Source organism: Streptomyces sp. DSM 106670 (assembly GCF_055792845.1).
Genome location: NZ_CM147704.1, coordinates 7,979,289 through 7,994,025 on the forward strand (window position 1 = coordinate 7,979,289; position 14,737 = coordinate 7,994,025).

The 14,737-nt window shown below is 71.8% G+C and carries 14 protein-coding genes; 4 read left to right on the forward strand and 10 right to left on the reverse strand.

Annotated elements, in window-relative coordinates:
- Positions 1–82 precede the first annotated feature (82 nt).
- Positions 83–1,594, forward strand: coding sequence for a glycosyltransferase family 39 protein (locus tag ACSMXR_RS35140; RefSeq protein ID WP_473170784.1), 1,512 nt, complete (start codon positions 83–85; stop codon positions 1,592–1,594).
- Between the two features lie 156 nt (positions 1,595–1,750).
- Entirely contained in the window at positions 1,751–2,584 is an 834-nt protein-coding gene (locus tag ACSMXR_RS35145) for a PIG-L family deacetylase (RefSeq protein WP_376187680.1), read from the forward strand.
- A gap of 52 nt (positions 2,585–2,636) precedes the next feature.
- Here the strand turns inward: ACSMXR_RS35145 and ssuE are convergent, their stop codons facing one another.
- From ssuE to ACSMXR_RS35195, 10 genes are all read right to left on the reverse strand, one after another.
- Positions 2,637–3,194: an NADPH-dependent FMN reductase gene (ssuE, locus tag ACSMXR_RS35150; RefSeq protein ID WP_137233192.1), complete on the reverse strand. Its 558-nt coding sequence runs from the start codon at positions 3,192–3,194 to the stop codon at positions 2,637–2,639.
- An 80-nt stretch (positions 3,195–3,274) separates the two neighbouring features.
- Positions 3,275–4,078: an alpha/beta hydrolase gene (locus ACSMXR_RS35155; protein WP_473170785.1), complete on the reverse strand. Its 804-nt coding sequence runs from the start codon at positions 4,076–4,078 to the stop codon at positions 3,275–3,277.
- 30 nt (positions 4,079–4,108) lie between these two features.
- Entirely contained in the window at positions 4,109–5,449 is a 1,341-nt protein-coding gene (locus ACSMXR_RS35160) for an NtaA/DmoA family FMN-dependent monooxygenase (protein WP_137233190.1), read from the reverse strand.
- 45 nt (positions 5,450–5,494) lie between these two features.
- Positions 5,495–6,364, reverse strand: a complete 870-nt coding sequence (locus tag ACSMXR_RS35165; protein ID WP_137233189.1) for an ABC transporter ATP-binding protein — start codon at positions 6,362–6,364, stop codon at positions 5,495–5,497.
- Entirely contained in the window at positions 6,361–7,260 is a 900-nt protein-coding gene (locus tag ACSMXR_RS35170) for an ABC transporter ATP-binding protein (protein ID WP_473170786.1), read from the reverse strand. Before ACSMXR_RS35170 ends, ACSMXR_RS35165 begins: the two co-directional genes overlap by 4 nt.
- Positions 7,257–8,147, reverse strand: coding sequence for an ABC transporter permease (locus tag ACSMXR_RS35175; RefSeq protein ID WP_364883053.1), 891 nt, complete (start codon positions 8,145–8,147; stop codon positions 7,257–7,259). Before ACSMXR_RS35175 ends, ACSMXR_RS35170 begins: the two co-directional genes overlap by 4 nt.
- Before the next feature lie 2 nt (positions 8,148–8,149).
- Entirely contained in the window at positions 8,150–9,178 is a 1,029-nt protein-coding gene (locus ACSMXR_RS35180; protein WP_473170787.1) for an ABC transporter permease, read from the reverse strand.
- A 61-nt stretch (positions 9,179–9,239) separates the two neighbouring features.
- Positions 9,240–10,814 carry an ABC transporter substrate-binding protein gene (locus ACSMXR_RS35185; RefSeq protein ID WP_473170788.1) on the reverse strand — a complete coding sequence of 525 codons (1,575 nt, stop codon included), beginning with the start codon at positions 10,812–10,814 and terminating at the stop codon, positions 9,240–9,242.
- A gap of 485 nt (positions 10,815–11,299) precedes the next feature.
- Entirely contained in the window at positions 11,300–12,292 is a 993-nt protein-coding gene (locus tag ACSMXR_RS35190) for a DsbA family oxidoreductase (RefSeq protein WP_473170789.1), read from the reverse strand.
- On the reverse strand, positions 12,289–12,726 hold the full coding sequence (locus ACSMXR_RS35195; protein WP_137233183.1) for an RrF2 family transcriptional regulator: 438 nt from the start codon (positions 12,724–12,726) through the stop codon (positions 12,289–12,291). Before ACSMXR_RS35195 ends, ACSMXR_RS35190 begins: the two co-directional genes overlap by 4 nt.
- 151 nt (positions 12,727–12,877) lie before the next feature.
- Here ACSMXR_RS35195 and ACSMXR_RS35200 point away from each other — a divergent pair, with 151 nt between their 5' ends.
- A complete protein-coding gene (locus tag ACSMXR_RS35200) occupies positions 12,878–13,399 on the forward strand; it encodes a cupin domain-containing protein (RefSeq protein WP_218523624.1) in 522 nt (173 codons plus the stop codon).
- A gap of 303 nt (positions 13,400–13,702) precedes the next feature.
- Entirely contained in the window at positions 13,703–14,593 is an 891-nt protein-coding gene (locus ACSMXR_RS35205; RefSeq protein ID WP_364883042.1) for a S1 family peptidase, read from the forward strand.
- The last annotated feature ends 144 nt before the right edge of the window (positions 14,594–14,737 follow it).

Below are 14,737 nucleotides of genomic sequence, written 5' to 3' on the forward strand. Positions count from 1 at the left end.
CGGTCAGGTCGGGTCAGCAACCGGTCAACCGGGCCCGGGCACGCTGGCGACGTGTCCACGCCGCCGAAAGGTCCCGCCGACGATGTCCCTCGATGTACGTGCCCCCGCCGCTGCCACCCGGACGGTTCCGTCCCGGCCGCCCGTCGCCCGGGCGCCCTCCACCCCGGCCAAGGCCCTGGTCGTCATCGCCCCCGCGGCGCTGACCGCCGCCCTCGGCGCGTGGGGTGTCCGCAGACAGAACACGATGTGGGGTGACGAGGCCGTCACCTATCAGCTCGCGCACCGCGAGCTGTCCCGGATCTGGGACACGGCCCAGCACGTCGACCTGGTCCATGCCCTGTACTACGCCGTGATGCGGGTGATCTTCGATCTGTTCGGTTCGGGCCTGCTGTCCTTGCGGCTGCCGTCCGTGCTGGCCATGTCCGCCGCGGCGAGCGGGGTCGGTCTTCTCGGGCTGCGCCTGGCGGGACCCCGGGCCGGAACGCTGGCCGGGCTGGTGTTCCCGCTCCTTCCCCAGGTGCAGAAGTACGCGCAGGAGGGCCGGTCCTACGCGATGGTGTGCGCACTGATCGCCTGGGCGACCTATGTCCTGGTGGTCAACGTTTCGCGGCGCGCCCGGTGGTGGTGGGCGGTGTACGGCTTCACCATGCTCCTGGCGTGCCTGCTCCATGAGTTCGCGGTCCTGGCCCTGGCCGCACACGGCGTCACGCTGATCGTCTCCCGCCCTCCGAAAGGGGTGCTGAGGGCGTGGAGCGTCACTGCTGCCGGTGTGGTGATCGGACTGCTGCCGCTGGCAGTCGTCAGCGCGGGGCAGTCGGAGCAGGTGTCCTGGATCGGCGGACCGGTGCGCCCCGACCACCTGCTGGTCGCGATGGTCGTCGGGGTGGCGTGTGCGCGAGCGACGCCGCGTGGCCGGGGCCCCGTGAGCCTTGCCGCGCTGGCTGTGCCGATGCTCGTGCTTCCGGGTGCTCTGCTGCTGACCGCCTCGCTGGTCAAGCCGCTCTTCGTCGACCGGTACGTCCTTTTCAGCAACATCGGGATCGCCCTGTTGCTGGGCGCCTGGCTGGACCACGTCCGCCGACTGCCGCGCTGGTCCCCGACCGTGTACGTCGCGGCGGTCGCGGCCCTGGTCGCGCTCGTACCGGTGAGCCTTTCACTGCGGACCCCCCAGAGCCGGAGCAACGACGCCACCGCCGTCGGCGCCGCCGTCCGCGAAGCGGGCCGGCCCGGCGACGGCCTGCTCTATCTCTCCGGCCGGCAACGGATGCTGACCGCCGCCGCCCCCGAGGACACCCGCCTCCTGGTGGATCTCGCCCTGGCCCAGGACCCCGTGGCATCGAACACGCTCGCAGGCATCGAGCTCGCCGCCCCCGAGATCGCGGCCCGCATGAGGCAGTTCGACCGGATCATCGTGGTGCGGGCGGTGGGGGTGCACGCACCGGGCAACCCCCAGGAGGAAGCGAAGGAAGCCACCCTGCGGCGGCACTTCCGCGTACACGGAACAGCCGAGGTGAACGGCGCACGGGTATCCGTCCATGTCCGAGAGGAAGGCTCCTCCCGTCCCGTGCGCCGATCCGGCGGAGGGTCTCCCTGACCCGGCCGGGCGAAGGGCCCGGCGCGCGACGACTTAGGGTCACAGGTATGACGCCGCTCCTTGCCGACCGTGCCTTCGACCCGCCGCCCGGGCCCGCGCTCGCGGCAGGGCTGCCGCGCACTCGGACCACGACGTATTTCCACGGAGGACTGTGTCATGACTGACCGGCCGTTGACCCTCATGGCAGTGCACGCCCACCCGGACGACGAGGCCACCAGCACCGGAGGGGTCCTGGCGCAGTACGCGGCGGAAGGCATCCGCACGGTGCTGGTGACCTGTACCGACGGCGGTTGCGGTGACGGCCCGGGAGGGGTGAAGCCGGGCGAGCCCGGGCACGATCCGGCGGCCGTCGCCCGCATGCGGCGCACGGAGCTGGAGGCGAGCTGCGAGGTCCTGAGGATCAGCGACCTGGAGACGCTGGACTACGCCGACTCCGGGATGACGGGCTGGCCCGGCAACGACGCCCCCGGCTCCTTCTGGCAGACCCCCGTGGAGGAGGGCGCCGCGCGCCTGGCCGAACTCATGCGCCACTACCGGCCCGATGTCGTCGTCACCTATGACGAGAACGGCTTCTACGGCCATCCCGACCACATCCAGGCCAACCGCATCACGATGGCGGCGCTGGAGCTGACCGAGCTCACTCCGAAGGTGTACTGGACGACGGCGCCGCGCTCGATGATGCAGCGCTTCGGCGAGGCCATGCGCGAGTTCGGCGAGGACATCCCGGAGCCGGACCCCGAAGAGGCCGCCGCGCTGGCCGAGATCGGGCTCCCGGACGACGAGATCACGACCTGGGTGGACACCACCGCCTTCAGCGGCCAGAAGTTCGACGCGCTGGCCGCGCACGCCAGCCAGGGCGAGAACATCTTCTTCCTCAAGATGGGCAAGGAGAGGTTCGGCGCGTTCATGGGCATGGAAACCTTCGTCCGGGTCAGGGACACCACCGGCGCGCCCGTACCCGAGAACGATCTCTTCGCCGGACTGCGCTGACCACGCCCTCCGGCCCGGTGCGCGAGTGGGCCCCCCGCCCGTCCGCCGTGGTTCAGGCGCTCGGTGCCAGTACCGCCGTGCGGTCCCGGAGAACGGCGGAGAACCGGTCGGTGACCTCGGCGAGCGCCTCCGCCGCGCCTGCCGCGAGGCTCACGGCCCCGTCCTCGCCGACGGTGATGTCCTTGTCGAGCGTGAACCAGCCCGGTACGACGTGGGCCGCGCCCATCGAGGTGAGCACCGGGCGCAACGCGTAGTCGATGGCCAGCACATGGGCCACGCTGCCGCCGGTGGCGAGCGGCAGCACGGTCTTGCCGGTCAGCGCGTACTGCGGCAGCAGGTCGAGCAGCGACTTGAGCAGCCCCGAGTAGGCGGCCTTGTAGATCGGGGTGCCGATCACCACCCCGTCCACCCGCTCGAACAGGGCGGTGGCCCCGACGATCGCCGGATGCCCGAAGTCGGCTCCCAGCAGGGCTTCGGCGGGCAGGGTGCGGACGTCGAGGGAGACCACGTCGTGGCCGTGGTCCCGGAGCCGGTCGTCGAGGTGGAGCAGGAGCCGCGCGGTGCGGGAGGTGGCGGAAGGGCTTCCGGAGACGGACAGGATGGTGGCCATGGGCGACCTTTCAGGATGCGGTGTGCGCGGGGTGGCTCGCCGGCGGGGGCCGGGCGGGGTGCCCGGGCCGCCGGGCTCGCTCACCAGGCGCTGGACTCCACGGTGACGAGCGGGACGAGTTCGTTGCGCAGGGTTTCGAGGAAGGTGACGATCTCGGCGGCGACCGAGCGGTGCTGCATGTCGTTGAGGACGTCGTGGTGGGCGTCCCTGACGACGGAAAGGCGGGCCCGGGGCAGGGACTTGGCGGTACGGGTGAGAGCGTCGCGGTCCGCGAGCGGATCGGCGTCCCCGGCCAGGATCAGCGCCGGGACGTCCGCTTCGCTCGCGTAGGCCGCCGCGAGGAGGCGCTCGGGCACCACCTCGTCGAGCGCTCCCCGGCCGAAGGCGGCATCGTCGGTGAGGGTGGAGCGGTGGGCGGGACAGAAGGTGCGCACGTCGAGCTCGTCGTCCCAACCGCCCGACGGAGGGGCGGTCGTCCGCGCCGGGAGCCCGGCGAGGACGACGGCGTCCGGGCGGAGGCCGGACGTCCCCGCACCGTCCTCCCGGCCGAGCAGCGCCGCCACCGCGACGGCCCCCGTGTCGGAGCCCACCAGGATCACGGGGTGGACGACGGCCCCGTCCGGATCCGCCGTGCCCGCGACGGCTTCGGCGATCCGGCCGCCGAGGCGGGTGAGCGATCCGTCGGGGTCCTCGGCGTCGAGCCGGGCCGCGTCCACGACGCGCACCCGGTAGGCGTCGGCGGCGAGCCGCTTGCCGAGGCGGGCGTAGGTGTCATGGGTCTCTCCCCGGCCCGGCACCACGACGACGGTGCCGCGCACGGCGGGCCCCCGGGGGCCGAAGTGGTCGGTGTACCGAAGGTCCTGCTGGGTGTTCCGTTCGGTCATGAGGGTCTCCTCGTTCGGCGGCAGGGCCGCTCAGCCGCCCGCGAGTTCGCGCTCGCGGGTGTGGCGGTTGGCGGGGATCGGGAGGCCGAGGTTGCCCCGCAGGGTGTCGGCCTCGTACTCGGTGCGGAACAGGCCCCGCTTCTGGAGCAGCGGCACCACCCCGTCGACGAAGAGTTCGAGGTCGTCGTTGTTCCGGAAGGCGAGGTTGATGCCGTCGAGCGTGCCGGCGTCGTACCACTGTTCGATGGTGTCGGCGACGGTCTCGGGCGCCCCGACGAACGGGGACCGCCGGAACGCGTTCGCGCCCTCGGCCACCTGGCGCAGCGTCAGCTTCTCCTCGCGGGCCCGCTCGATGATCTTCGCGGCTCCGGTGCGGCCGCCCTTCTCGGCGAGATGGGCGACGTCGGGGAAGGGGGCGTCCAGGTCGTGGACGCTGAAGTCGTACGCGCCGAACGAGCGGCCGAGGAGGGCGAGGTTGCGCTCGAAGTCGTTGTCCTCCTCGAAGATCTCCCGCTCGCGCCGCCGGGCCGCCTCGTCGGTGGCGGCGACGATCGGTCCGCCGTGGATGAAGACCTTGATGTGCTCGGGGTCGCGGCCGTGGGCCGCGGTGCGCTTCTTGATGTCCGCGTAGTACTCCTGGGCCTGCTCCAGGGTGCCGCCGGGGGCGTAGATGCCCTCGGCGACCCTCGCCGCCAGATCGCGGCCCTCCGCGGAGACCCCGGCCTGGAAGATGACGGGCTGGCCCTGCGCCGAGCGGGAGATGTTGAGCGGTCCGGCGACCTTGAAGTGCTCCCCCTCGTGGTCGAGGGCGTGCAGCCGCTCCGGGTCGAGGAAGACGCCCCGCTCCACGTCGGCGGGGAACGCGTCGTCCTCGTAGGAATCCCACAGCCCTCGGGCGACCTGCACGAACTCCAGGGCGCGGCCGTAGCGGGTGGCGTAGTCCAGGTGCTCGTCGAGGCCGAAGTTCTTCGAGGTGCCGGTGTCGAAGCTGGTCACCACGTTCCAGCCGGCCCGGCCGCCGCTGATGAGGTCGAGCGAGGCGAACCGGCGGGCCAGATTGAAGGGGGAGTTGTAGGTGGAGCTGGCGGTGCCGACCAGGCCGATGTGCCGGGTGTGGGTGGCGACGGCCGACAGCAGGGTCAGCGGTTCCAGGCGGTTGAGGTAGTGCGAGGGGTAGGTGGAGTTGATGAACTGGCTGTCGACGACGAACAGGGCGTCGAAGAGCGCGTGTTCGGCCGCCTGCGCCTGCTGGATGTAGTAGTTGATGTCGATGCTGGCGTTCTTCGCGACGCGCGGGTCCTTCCAGAGGCCGTGCTGACCGGGGCCTCCGACGCCGTACGGGTGCAGGGCGAGGTGGATTCTGCGGGACATGGCTGTTCCTCTCGGCAAGGGGGGTGGTGGGGTACGGGGCTGTGTTCAGGCGTCCAGCAGCGCCCGGAGGGCTTCGCGTTCGGCGCGGTCGGCGGGCCGGCCCCGCAGGGTGGGCGCGGAGCCGAGCAGCAGCCGGGTGTACGGGTGTTGGGGCCGGCGCACCACGTCGTGGGCGGTGCCGGTCTCCACGAGTTCGCCCCGGTACAGGACGGCGATACGGTCGGCGGTCCCGGCCACGGAGCCGAGGTCGTGGGAGATGAGGACGAGGGCGACGCCGGAGGCGCGCAGCTCCTTGAGGATCTCCAGGATCTGGACGCGGTTGGCGGAGTCGAGGGCGCTGACCGGTTCGTCGAGGATGACGAGCCGGGGCTCGGTGACCAGGGCGCGGGCCACGGCGACACGCTGGCGCTGACCGCCCGACAACTCGCCGGGCAGCCGTTCGAGGAGATCGGGGGCGAGCTGGACGCGGTCGAGGAAGGAACGGGCCCGTAGGACGGCCTCCTTGCGGGGGACACCCTGGATGAGCAGGGGTTCGACGAGCGAGTCCTCGATGGTGAGATCCGGGTCGAGGCTGCGGAGCGGGTCCTGGAAGACGTACTGGATCACGCCGCGCCGCCGCAGTTCGCGCCACCGGCGGGAGCCGTACGCGCTCACCTCCTCCCCGGCGATACGGACCGAGCCGGCCGACGCGGGGACCAGCCCGAGGACGGCGCGGGCCAGGGTGGACTTGCCGGAGCCGGTCTCGCCGATCACGCCGACGGCCTCGCCGGGCGCGATGTTCAGGGTGACGTCGTGCAGGGCCCGTCGTCGCTTGCGTCCCCGGCCGTAGTGCACACCGAGGCCGGAGACCTCCAGCACCGGACCGGTCCCGTCCTCGGAGACGGCTTCCTCGGCCTGTGGTGCCGCGGTGGTCATGACGCCCCCTGGGGTGCGAGGAACTTGTCGAGGCCGTAGCTGTCGTGCTCGGCGATGAGCAGGCGGGTGTAGTCGTGCTGAGGGTCGTGCAGCACCGCCCGGGTCGGCCCCTGCTCCACCACCTCGCCCTGCCGCAGCACCAGGACCTCGTCGCAGAGCTGGGCGACGACGGCCAGGTCGTGCGAGACCACGACGAGGGCCAGGCCGGTGCGGGTGCGCAGCTCGGCGAGGAGATCGAGGATCTCGGCCTGGACGGTGACGTCGAGGGCGGTGGTGGCCTCGTCGGCGATGAGGGCCCGGGGTTCGACGGCGATGGCGGCGGCGATCAGGACGCGTTGGAGCATGCCGCCGGAGAGCTCGTAGGGGTACTGCCCGTAGACGAGTTCCGGGTCGCGCAGCCTTACGGCTCCGAGGAGTTCCACGGCCCGGCGTCGGGCCGCGCGCCGCTTCAGCCCCTGCTTGACGCGGACGACCTCGGCGATCTGGGCCCCGACCTTGATCGCCGGGTTGAGATAGGAGGCGGGGTCCTGGAAGACGGCGCTGATGGTGGCGCCCCGCAGCTCCGTCCACCGACGGGGTGTCAGGGTCGCGATGTCGCTGCCCGCGAGGTCGATGCGGCCGCCGGAGATTTCGAAGTGCGGGGGCAGGATGCCGAGGGCGGCACGGCAGGTGAGGGTCTTGCCGCTGCCGGACTCGCCGACGATGCCGACCGCCTTGCCCGGGGTCAGGTCGAAGGTGACCCCGTGGACGATCTCCCGGTCGGTGACGCGGTCGGTGATGCGTACGTCGTGGAGGGCGAGGACGGGTTCGGCGGGCGGTGCGCCGGGGACGTCCGCGGCCGGCCGGTCGGTGTCGGCGGGGCGGGAGGTGAGGGTGTCGGGGGACAGCGGGCTCATCGGGAACCTCCGGCGGGAAGGGGTTCGGCCGCCGCGCGGCGGTTGGCGCGGGCCTTGCGGTCGTTGGCCAGCGCCCGGCCCGCCTCTCCGGAGACGTCGCGGATGGCGTCGGCGAGGAGATTGCAGGCCCAGACGGTGATCATGATCAGTAGGGCGGGCGCCACCGGGGCCCAGGGCCGGTGGCTGAGATAGCCCAGGTCGGAGGCGAGCAGCCCGCCCCAGGTGGGCTCGGGAGGCTGGACGCCGATGCCGAGGAAGGTGAGGCTGGAGACGATCACGAAGCCGACGCCGATGGTCTGGGCGAGCGCGACGGCGATCGGCGGGAGCACCTTGGCGAGCACATGGCGTCGTACGATCCAGCCGATGGAGGCGCCGGAGACGATGGCCGCCTCGACGTACGGGGAGCGGGCGACGGCCAGGGTCGCGGCGCGGGAGACCCGGTAGAACAGCGGGGAGACCAGCGCCCCGGTGACCAGCATCGCCTGGGTGATGCCGTTGCCGAGCAGGGCGATCACCGCGATGGCGAACAGCAGGAAGGGCAGGGCGACCAGGGTGTCGGCGATACGGAGGGTGAACCATTCGAAGGCGCGGCCCAGGTAGACCGACAGGATCCCGGGGACCGCGCCGACGACGAGGGCCACCAGGGCGACCTCCAGTGAGCCGAGGACGCTGATGCGGGAGCCGTCCAGCAGCCGGCTGAGGACGTCGCGGCCCAGGTAGTCGGTGCCCAGCCAGTGGCTGCCGGAGTAGGCGGCGAGCGCGTTGTCGCTGGTGGCCAGCGGGTTCTGCGGTGCGAGCCAGGGGCCCAGCAGCGCGAGGAGCGCGATCACGGCGAGGATGACGACGGCGATCCGTCCGGACGTGAGGGCGAGCACGCGGCGCACCATGGTCACACCCCCCGCTGGGAGGCCGGCATCACGCGGGCCAGCACCAGGTTGATGACGAGATTGAAGGAGACGACCAGCGCGATCGAGACCACCAGGACGCCCTGCACCGCCGGTACGTCGCCGGCCTGCGCGGAGTCGTTGGCGAACCGGCCGAAGCCCTGGAGGCCGAAGATCCACTCGGTGACGACGGACGCGCCGACCAGGGCGGGGAACTTCTGCCCCAGGGTGGCGAGCGTCGGTCCGAGACCGTTGCGCAGGACGTGTCCGAAGAAGATGCGCCGCGGGCTCAGTCCGCGGACGACCGCTCCGGTCACGTAGTTCTCCTGGTAGGCGCCGATGAGGCTGGAGCGGAGCTGGCGTGCGACGTCCGCGATGACGTCGAAGCTCAGCGCGAGGGCGGGCAGGGTGATGTGGGCGAGCCAGGGGCCGACGCCCTGCTCCGCCGGTACGTAGCCGGCGGAGGGGAAGAGACCGAACCCGACGGCGAGGATGGACACCAGCACGATGCCGACGACGAAGGCGGGCATCACCGAGATCACGGTGACGAAGCCGGTGATCGCCCGGTCGATGGCCGTGGTGCGCCGGAGCGCCGCGACCGTACCGAGGCCGAACCCGACGAGGACCCCGATGACCAGGGCGAACGTGGCGACCGAGAGGCTCACGCCGAGGCCGAGGCCGATGAGGGTGGAGATGTCGGCCCCGTTGACCCAGCTGGTGCCGAGTTCGCCGTGCAGGACTCCGGTGAACCAGTCCCAGTACTGGGCGAGGAAGGGCTTGTCGAGCCCCCATTGGGACTCGATCCGGGCGATGGCCTCGGGGGTGGCCTCCTCGCCCAGCTGGATGCGGGCGGGGCTGAGTCCGCTCAGCGAGCGGAGGGCGAACGTCACGAAGGTCGCGACGAGGAACACGGGGACGAAGATGGCGACCGACCGGGCGAGGACGGCCAGGACTCGGCCCGCCGCGTGCCGGGTCCTGGCCACGGCGGCCCTGCGACGGCGGGCAGGGATGATCGGTGGCTCGGTCGTCGTCATGGGGCTGCCCCTCTCTGTGCGATGGGCTGATGCATGGGTGGTGAGCGGTGCTGCGGGCGGGTCAGTTGGCGCCGGTGACCTTCACACCGGTCCAGTCGATGTGCCCGGGGTTCTTCGGGAGCGCGGACACCGACGTCGTCTTGGCGAAGAGGTTCGGCGAGGAGAAGGTGAACACCAGCGCCTTGCTTCCGAGCCCCGCCCGGGTCGCGGCCTGCAGGGTCTCGGCGTAGTCGGGCGAGTCCAGCGGGGTCCGGCGGACCTTGGCCACCGCCTCCTCGAAGCCGTCCGGCTCGTAGGGGGTGGAGAGGTTGAGCGGTCCGTCGGGGCCGAAGTGCGCGGTGAGGGTCTGCACGGCGGAGTCGCGCCCGGTGGTCGAGTACAGCGAGAAGGCGAGGTCCTTGGCGAAGAACGGGGTGGCCCAGTTCTTGTCGATCTTGATGGTGACCTTGATGCCGACGGCGGCGAGCTGCGACTGGACGATCTCGGCCTGGGGGTCCTCGGACGGGATGACGAGGTTCAGCTTGAGGTCACCGGGCCGGTGGCCCGCCTCGGCGAGGAGCTTCTTCGCCTTCGCCGGATCGTAGGGGTAGGCGTCCTCGGACTTCGGGTCGTAGGCCACGTACCCCTTCGGGAAGGGCTGGTCGGTCGCCTCGCCGTGGCCGAAGGTCAGCTTCCGGACGAACTCCTCGCGGTTGACCGCGTGCCGGACGGCGTCGACGACCCGGTCGTCGTCGAAGGGCGCCTTGTTGATGTTGAGACTGAGGTTGGCGGCGTTGAAGCCGGGCTGGACGAAGACGTCGAGGCCGGCCTTCTTCGCGGCGTCGGCCTGGCTGGGGTCGATGTCGGCGAAGTTGTAGACGCCGGTCCGCAGACCGGAGACGACCGTCGAGGCGTCGGGGGCGGAGACCAGTTCGACATTGTCGATGTGGATGTTCTTCGCGTCCCAGTAGTCCGGGTTCTTCTTCAGGACCGCCTTGGTGCCCGGGATCAGCTGCTCGACCACGAAGGGCCCCGCGCCGACAGGGTTCTGGTCGAGCCGGGTGGGGTTGCCGGCCGCCTTGGGGCTGGCGATCTGGAGCACGCGCTGTCCGAGCAACTGCGGTATCTGGTAGTCGACCTGAGTGAGGTTCAGCGTCGCTTCGAGTCCGTTCGCCTCCACCGATCCGATCGAGGTGAGATCGCCGAAGAGGGCGGAGTTCTTCTGCTTCTGGGCGCGTTCGATGGCGGCCTTCACCGCGGTGGCGTCGACCGGCTCGCCGTCGCTGAACTTCTGGCCGGGGCGCAGCTTGAACGTGATGCGGTCGCCCTTGTCGTTGTACTCCCAGCTCTCGGCGAGGTCGGGGACGGGCTTGCCCTCCTCGTCGGTGCGGGTCAAGGAGGCGTATACGAGAGAGAGTTGACGGAACTGGGCGCCACTGCCGGAGACCACCGGGTCCCAGTGGGCCGGGAAGTAGGAGGACGCCCACTTCAGCGTGGCGTTGCCCGCGGCCGAGGAGGTGCCCCCGCCGCAGGCGGTGAGCGTGGGGACGAGGAGGGCGGCGAGGGCGGTGCCGAGCGCCGTGGCCCGCAGGCCCCGGGCCCTTCGGCCGGGCCGGAGGCGGAGTGCGGGGCGGAGGTTCGTCGGACGTGCGGACATCTGGGTGTTCTCTCTGTGATGGGCCCCGGCCCGGGGCAGGGCGGAGGGGAGCGGGGCCGGGGGCGGCCGACGCCCGCGCCGGTTCCGTGCGACGGCACCCGGGCAGGGCGGCGGGAGCCCCGACGCGGCCGGGGGTGACCGGTGTTCGGGGCCGTCGGCGTCGACGGGGACACGGGGGGACGCACGGATGCGGCGGGGAAGGCCGTCGAGGGTGCGCGACGGGAGAGTGCGAAGAGGGCGGTCGGACCGTTCGGCGCGGCGACGGGCAGCGATGGTGCTGCGGTCGGCGGTCGGGGAACGCCTGCGGGCCGCCGGTGGCGGTCGGTCAGCGACAGAGGGCGCTGGAGGTGCGCCGCAGGTCCACGTAGCGGCACATCACGCCGGGGTGCGTCGTGAGCATGCGGCACATCCTGGCGGCAGCCGGCACCGGATGTCAATGGACACCTTTTGGTGTCTCATTCGGTGGAACGGTGCTGGGCCGCAGCTCAGCGCGGTGCGGAGCCGTCCGGGCCTACGGCGGGGTGCAGTTGGGCCTCGTCGGGATGGAGCCACAGAGGCCCCTGCCCGGTGGCCACGCGCACCGCGCCCGGCGGCGGCCAGACGCCCTCGGCGAGCACCAGCCGCTCGGGGTCGGTCAGGCTTCGGTAGCGCTCCAGCGCCCCGGCCGGGTCGAGCGGCGGGGCCGGGCGGAGCAGCCCCGGCGCGAGCGCGTCGACAGCGTCGGCGTACGCCTCGAAGGGCCGCCAGCCGGGCACCGCGCGATGGCCGGCCGGGGTGCGGAACAGCAGGGTCGGCAGGGCGTAGCGGAGTTCGCCGTCGGGGGTCTCCTTGGCGGTGCCCGGATGCGGCGACTCCGCGCGGACGGAGAGCACCTCGGGGACCGGGCGGCGTGCCTCCGCCCGGTCGGCGCGCACCTGTTGCCGTACGCCGGAGGAGGCGGCGTCCCGGGCGAGCCGGTCGATGTCGAGGCCCGGCACCCCCTGGACGCACCGGAGCGTGAGGGCCGGGGTGTCCGCCGGTTCGCCGAGGACGAAGACGCTCTCCCGCAGACGGCGGAGCACGCCGTCGGCGACCTCCGGACCCTGGAGTTCGGCGGCCTTGGCCGTCAGCGAGGAGGGCCAGGAGCTGGCTGCGACCCGGCTCAGGGTGTGCGCGCGAGGGGCCAGGGTGTGCGCGCCGATGTCCGCCAAGTGCCGTGCGTACCAAGCGGTTTCGGCGGCCGGGTCGGGCGGCGGGTCATCGTCGTCGTCGAAGAGGATGGCGTAGGCCCGCCGCCAGTGGACCCGTCCGGCGAGCGCGGCCCGGAGCCCGCGGAAGACGGGCTCGGAGCCCCAGGCCCACGGGCAGAGCGGATCGGTGTACTCCACGACCTCCAGCAGTGGCGACGGATCCTCCCCGGGTGCGGCCTGCGGCGCGGACGGCGGCCGGGACGTCGCGCCTCCCGCCGCCGGGGGCGTCCGCTCCGGTGTGTCCGTCATACGGCGCCGGCCTTGGAGCGCTGGTCCTGTGCGGTGGCCGCCGGCAGCAGCGTGGCGAGCGTGAGACCGCCCAGGACCGCGGCCGCTCCTGCCTCGATCTGCCGCCACACGTCGGGCAGGGGAGCGGCGGGGCCCGGGTAGCCGAGCGCGTCGAGCGGCTCGCCGCGCAGGGTGAGCACGTCGCCGTCGATCGCGCGCACCACGTCGAGCAGGGTGACCTCGTCGGCGGGTCTGCCGAGCCAGTAGCCGCCCTCGCAGCCGCGCTGGCTTCGGACAAGCCCGGCCCTGCGCAACTCGCCTACCACGGACTTCAGGAACCGGAAGGGAATCTCCTGCGAGGAGGCGATGGCTTCGCAGGTGAGCGGACGGCCAGGTTCACGGGCGAGCTCCAGGAGGGCCCGCGTGGCGTAGTCCGCTTTCGCGGAGATATGCATGCCGCTCATCATGCACGAAGGGGCGCCCGGAGGCTCGGACTCCGCCGGTTCCTTCTCCGTCGGGCGGCACATGTGTCAGCAACATTGCCGCAGATGAACCGCAAAGGACACCTCTTGACATCCTTTTCGGCGCCCCTCTAGCGTCCCGCCCATGAGCGAGCCCCTGACCACCGCCGGCGAAGGCTTCCACCCGCATCTGCACACCACCGGGGAAGACCGCCCAGCAGCGCCGCTGCACACCCGCCTGCACCACATCCGCGCGGACGCGCTGGACGGCGACACGGCCCAGACCGGGGGCATGCGCCGGTTCGCGGCGATCAGCGGGAAGACCACGGGCTCCGAGAAGCTGTGGATGGGCCAGACCCATGTGGCGCCCTCGACCTCCTCATCGGACCACCACCACGGCGCGTCCGAGACAGCCATCCATGTGGTCAGCGGCCACCCGGAGTTCGTGTTCCTGGACGACTCGGGCGACGAGCCCGAGGAGGTACGGCTGCGCACCGGCCCCGGTGACTACATCTTCGTGCCGCCCTTCGTGCCGCACCGCGAGGAGAACCCCGACCCGTCCGAGGAGGCCGTGGTCGTCATCGCGCGGTCGACCCAGGAGGCGATCGTGGTGAACCTGCCGGGCCTGTACGCGCTTCCGGCATCGGAAGCCGGGCAGGGCGCCTGACCGACGGAACGCCCGGTCGGACGGCCTGCCTCGGCGGCGGCTGGAAGAAGCCCCGCCGATCGTTTTCCGTCATCCCGCTACTGCGGCAGGGCTCCAATGTGCCGATTTGGCGGTGTCTGGATCTCGCCGGATGGCTGATTGTCGGCCAGCCCCACCCTCGGGGGTCTTGTGCGGGGGTCCAGGTCTGACCAGCATGGAACAACGTTGTCAGGGACATGATAGCTCCATCATCTTCCTGATGACGTGTCATGGGCGTCCACCCAACGCCCCGAGTTCCCCCCCCCCACGATCTGGAGGACTACAGTGCGACTCTCTCACCCCCACAGCAGTTCGAGACGAGCACGACTCATCGCCGGGGCGACCGGCCTCGCCGCCGCCGCGGCGCTTGCCGTCCCCGCCGCCACCGCATCCGCCCAGCCGGCCCCCAAGGCGTTCAGCGCCACCGAGCTCAGCCAAACGGCCGACTCCGTGCGTACCGCCGACGTCGGCGGCACCGCCTGGTATGTCGATGGCGAGTCGGGCAAGGTCGTCGTCACCGTCGACAGCACGGTCAGCAAGGCCGAGATCGCCAAGATCGAGAACGAGGCCGGCGTGAACGCCGACGCCCTCGAGGTCAAGCACACCCCCGGTAAGTTCTCCAAGCTCATCGCGGGCGGCGAGGCCATCACCACCGGCGGGGCCCGGTGCTCCCTGGGCTTCAACGTGCAGGACAGCGCGGGCACCAAGTTCGCCCTGACCGCCGGCCACTGCACCAACATCGGCAGCTCGTGGTCCATCGGCACCACCACCGGGTCCAGCTTCCCCGGCAACGACTACGGCATCATCCGGCACTCCGACCCCGGCGCGGCCGACGGTCGTGTCTACCTCTACAACGGCGGCTACCAGGAGATCACCGGCGCCGGGAACGCCTCGGTCGGCCAGTCCGTCCAGCGCAGCGGCAGCACCACCGGCCTGCACGGCGGCTCGGTCACCGGCCTCAACGCCACCGTCAACTACGGTGCCGACGGCATTGTCTCCGGTCTGATCCAGACCAACGTCTGCGCCGAGCCCGGCGACAGCGGCGGCGCGCTCTTCTCCGGGACCACCGCACTCGGTCTCACCTCCGGCGGCAGCGGCAACTGCTCCTCCGGCGGCACCACGTTCTTCCAGCCCGTCACCGAGGCGCTCAGCGCCTACGGTGTGAGCATCATCTGATTCCCGCGCCCACCAGGGTCATGCGCCATCGGCCCTGATGACTGTCCCCGCCCGGTTCGCCGGCGGGGACAGTCTTCGTTCCGGAGCCCCCCAAGTCATCCGGCACGATCCACGGTGACGACGGCCGCGAGGGCTCGGCCGCCA